Origin of the sequence: Clostridium sp. CCUG 7971 (assembly GCF_017590215.1) — a bacterium.
In the GTDB taxonomy this organism is placed as follows: domain Bacteria; phylum Bacillota; class Clostridia; order Peptostreptococcales; family Peptostreptococcaceae; genus Faecalimicrobium.
On record NZ_JAFFPK010000121.1, the window covers coordinates 1 to 4,230 of the forward strand.

A 4,230-nucleotide genomic window follows, 5' to 3' on the forward strand; every position below is an offset into this window, starting at 1 on the left:
TTAAGTTTACACTTTCTTTATTTCTAACAGTATTTAAAGTATTGAAAAAATTAAATTTATTTAAACTAGTTGCTAAAGTAAAATTTTAAGGATTGTTAAAATTTAATAATATTTATTGATTTTTATTCTTTATTTAAGTCTATATTTGCTTTGAAACCACCATCTGAATAGTTTATAGATACTCCTACTTTGTTATCTATTCCATTACAATAAACAGCGTAGATATTATTTTGAGGTTTTCCTTTTATTTTACAATCTAATACGAACTCTCCGCTACTTAATGTCAAAAGCCCCCATCGTTTATCTGCCTCTATTATTTCATTTTTTGTAATATTATGCATCTCTAAATATTTGTAAATATAATGATATGCCCTCCATTTTATTACAAATAAACTGCCAAAGATTAAACCTAATAATATTAAAATTCTTATTATATTTTTTTCATTTATCTTTCTCCCGAATTATCGAATTTATAATATTTAGTCATTATAGTTGCTTATTTTTAAAAAAATTTGTTATTCATTAATATAAACTTTAATATTATTTATCCTCTATGTACAGCAATTATAAAAATAGTAAATGCTATTGCTATATATACGGCTACTATCAAGAAATAATGAAATGCCATTTTTGTTTTTTTATTTTTTATCCAATATATTCCTGATATTAAGCAATATATTAAAAATACACTTGCTACTATTCGAGAAATCTCAGATAGGGAACTGAAGTTATATTGCATAGACCACATAGGTCCGTATAAATAAAGTATAGTTATAATTCCTCCTATAATCCAATTTATTATTCTTAATTGTTTACTCATTTTTTAATCCTTTCATTTTGGATAATTTATTCTTCTTGGGGTATCAGATTCTGTAAAACAATCTACTAAACCTTTAGGAAATATTAATTTATTTAGACCAAAGTCAATTATATAAAAATTTTTAAAAGAATAATTAAAAATGGATTAAAATGGGTTTATTTAGGAGTGAAATATAAAAATAATATATTATACTCTAAAAATTTTTCTAAATATATCTAATTTCACTCCACTTAAATGCTATATTAATCCACTTGTTAGTAAATATACTTTTTTATGTTAATGTGTAATAGAAAATCTTAATCTAAAGACGTAACTAGTACCTAAAGTGAAATTTTAGAATTGATTATAAAGTATATAGTTAGAAAAATTTAAAACTTAGTTTATTAAAGGGGGAGGATTACATGCTTAATAAAAAAATAATTCTAATTACTTTAATTGTTTTAATGATAATTTTATCTTTATTAACTACTAAGTTATTGTTTGTTAATAAAGATTCTAATAGTGAGGTACAAGAAGTTGCTACATCTGAAAACTTAGAGGATTTAAGTATTCAACAATTAACAGAAATCAGGGATGAACGTATTGATCAAAATGTAGAATATCTTAATAACTTTGGAAAACCTTCAAAGCAAAGTCTTCAAGATCGTAAAAGTGAAATTTTAAATTCTGAATGGGGATTAGTTTCTTTCTTTAATAAGAATTACAATAACCTAACAGAAAAGGAGAAATTAATAAAACAAATTAAACTTATTGAGTATCTAAACTCTAATGAAGATATAATGTACCCTGCAGGTGAGTATTTTAATTTATCAAATGAAGAGTGCCAACTTAGTGAATATTTGTTACAAAATGGAAAAGATTTTAATATTATGTCATATGAGAATCTAAAATTTTTAATTAATAATTTAGAAGATGTATCTAAATTTATTGATTATGATATAAAAGAAGCAATAGACCGTATTTATTCTTCAATAAATAATATTGATTCTTCAATAAAAATTTCACAAGAACAAAAAACAGACTTAAACAATGAGCTAAAAAAAATATCTTTAGATAATAATATAAATATAGATATTAAAAATAAAATAAAAGAATTACAAGATTAAACTAATAATTTTTATATACTGTGAATAAAGAGGGGAGCAGATAAGAAACTTAGTAAAAGCTTAAAATAAAAATATGTACAGAGGGGAGAACATATATAATCTATCAATCTTTTATTTTCAACCAAAAAGGATACTAAAAAATAGATACTTTTATAATTACTATAGAAATATTCATAAATTAATTAAAAAATAGATCTCAGCTTTATCTGAGGTCTATTAATTGAGTTATAAATCCAATATGTAGTATCACAAAAAACAACAGAGGATTTTTAAAAGCAATTTTTGATGCAGATAGATATTAAAAAGAGTAAGACTAAAAAACTAAAATTTGCCTCTTTTAGTTTCTAAAAATATTGAAAATGATAGAATTATTTAAACTATTTCTTAAGCGTAAAGTTTAAGACTTATTTTTTATGATGAAATATTTTTAGATATTTTTCTTTTGATAAACACCTGATTTTGTTTTAGTAATTATAGTTTTTGCAGCCTCATAAGCGGATAAATTAGTTATATCTATTTTAGGATAAATAACATCATCAAAATCTTTTCTCGATTCATTTAAAGCTCTTTGAATACGATCATAACTTCTGTTGTCAATATTCATTCTATTAATGTTTTCCTCTTCGCTACACCAAAGTAAAAACGGAATAAAGTTACATTCCTCTTTAGAAATTTCCATTAGAACATTTTGAAACACTTCTTTTCTTCGTCCATGAAATCCATACGAAAAAACTACAGTATTAATAGTAGAACATTTTAAATAATTAATCAGTAAATCACTAATATTCTTTGATATTGTAGGTATTGTGTCATCATTTAAAATAAATGGATTCATCATCCTACATGAATCAGAATCAACATAAGCTGAATTTGGTAATTGTTTAATAATTTCATTACAAATAGTAGTTTTTCCTATTCCATTTGGTCCACATAAAAATAAAATTTCTTTCATCAGAATACCTCTTTTTAATAAATTAATATTTATAATAAATAGTAATTTAATTGTAGCACAACTATTTTTATAAAGTCTTCACTAAAATAGTTGTGCTTGATATCATCTTTAAAAAATACTAGTCTCTAAAGTGAAATTTTAAGACTAATATATAAATCCTTATTAAATAAAATATTAAATATTTACTAATTCTTATTAAAAAGCTAAAATAAAAAGCATTGTTAAATTATTCAAATTAAGCGGATGTGAAGAATCTTGACATAGTGTTTCCTGCTGATGTTCATAATCTTGGCTAGTTTAATACGAAAAAGTTTTGCATACTGAAATTGAAAGGAGAAGTAATAGTGACAATTGGAAGAAAATTAAAACAAGCTAGGTTAAAAAAAGAATTAACTCAAGAGAATGTAGCAAATATTTTAAATGTATCTAGAACAACTATTTCAAATTGGGAAGTAGGTAGAAGTTACCCAGATTTAGAAAGTATAGTAAAACTTAGTGATTTATATAATATTTCTCTTGATGGACTATTAAGGGAGGATGAAGACATGGTAAAAAAACTTTCAAATGATTCTAAAGTACTAAGTAAACTTATAAAAATATCTAGAATTGTATGTGTATTATTTGTTGTTTTATTTTTAGGAATAACCTTAACTAATGCAAAAGAAAACATTGCTAGAAAAAGATATCACTATTGGTTTAATGAAGGGATGGAAATCAGCAAAGAATTAAGTATAATAATAAAAAATAAAGATATCTATGATATAGATAGCTATAAAACAGATGTAGATAAATTAATTGAATCAAAAGATATTTTATTTCTAAGACTTTATAAAAATGAAGAAACAGCTTATAAATTTTCTAATAAGTCCTCAGATAAAATTTTTGAATATGGAAAGTGGAAAGAAGGTAAAGAGTATTTTGGCGGTATATACGCAACGGAAAAAAACAATAAGAATCAAAGTATTTATTTTATATACCGAATACCTGAAAATAAAATCTTTGAAATATATCCTTTAATACATAACACTATAATATATGCTACACCTTTAGTAATAATAGGGTATATAGTTATTGAAATTATAGATAAAAAACGTAATTTGAATAAGTAAAGAGTTTTAGTGAAAGTGAAATATAGCAAAAAAGCCAGTATATTTAGTTTTACTGGCTTTTAAAAATTAATTTAAATTACTTTTTATCTTTAACTACGACATTTATAAAATCATCTATATCTATTAACTCATGTTTCTTAGATTTATAATTTCCATAAATTTTACCTGTAGTGGTATCAACTAATACTCTTTTGCTAGTTTCAGCTTTTTCATCTTTAGCTTTGAAATAAAAAACATAATAAT

5 protein-coding genes are annotated in these 4,230 nt (G+C 23.0%); 2 read left to right on the forward strand and 3 right to left on the reverse strand.

Going from position 1 to position 4,230, the window contains the following annotated elements; genetic code table 11:
• Positions 1 to 122 precede the first annotated feature (122 nt).
• Both JWF52_RS14780 and JWF52_RS14785 read right to left on the reverse strand, forming a co-directional pair.
• Complete coding sequence (locus JWF52_RS14780) at positions 123 to 341, reverse strand: hypothetical protein (RefSeq protein WP_208334306.1); 219 nt, start codon at positions 339 to 341, stop codon at positions 123 to 125.
• A 203-nt stretch (positions 342 to 544) separates the two neighbouring features.
• Positions 545 to 820: a hypothetical protein gene (locus JWF52_RS14785; protein ID WP_208334307.1), complete on the reverse strand. Its 276-nt coding sequence runs from the start codon at positions 818 to 820 to the stop codon at positions 545 to 547.
• 401 nt (positions 821 to 1,221) lie between these two features.
• Between JWF52_RS14785 and JWF52_RS14790 the strand changes: the two genes are divergently transcribed.
• Positions 1,222 to 1,926: a hypothetical protein gene (locus tag JWF52_RS14790; protein ID WP_208334308.1), complete on the forward strand. Its 705-nt coding sequence runs from the start codon at positions 1,222 to 1,224 to the stop codon at positions 1,924 to 1,926.
• Positions 1,927 to 2,353: 427 nt separating this feature from the next.
• Here JWF52_RS14790 and JWF52_RS14795 read toward each other — a convergent pair whose 3' ends face one another.
• Positions 2,354 to 2,878 carry an ATP-binding protein gene (locus tag JWF52_RS14795; RefSeq protein ID WP_208334309.1) on the reverse strand — a complete coding sequence of 175 codons (525 nt, stop codon included), beginning with the start codon at positions 2,876 to 2,878 and terminating at the stop codon, positions 2,354 to 2,356.
• A 344-nt stretch (positions 2,879 to 3,222) separates the two neighbouring features.
• Here JWF52_RS14795 and JWF52_RS14800 point away from each other — a divergent pair, with 344 nt between their 5' ends.
• The gene (locus JWF52_RS14800) at positions 3,223 to 3,987 is read left to right on the forward strand and encodes a helix-turn-helix domain-containing protein (protein WP_208334310.1); all 765 of its coding nucleotides are present in this window, start codon (positions 3,223 to 3,225) and stop codon (positions 3,985 to 3,987) included.
• The last annotated feature ends 243 nt before the right edge of the window (positions 3,988 to 4,230 follow it).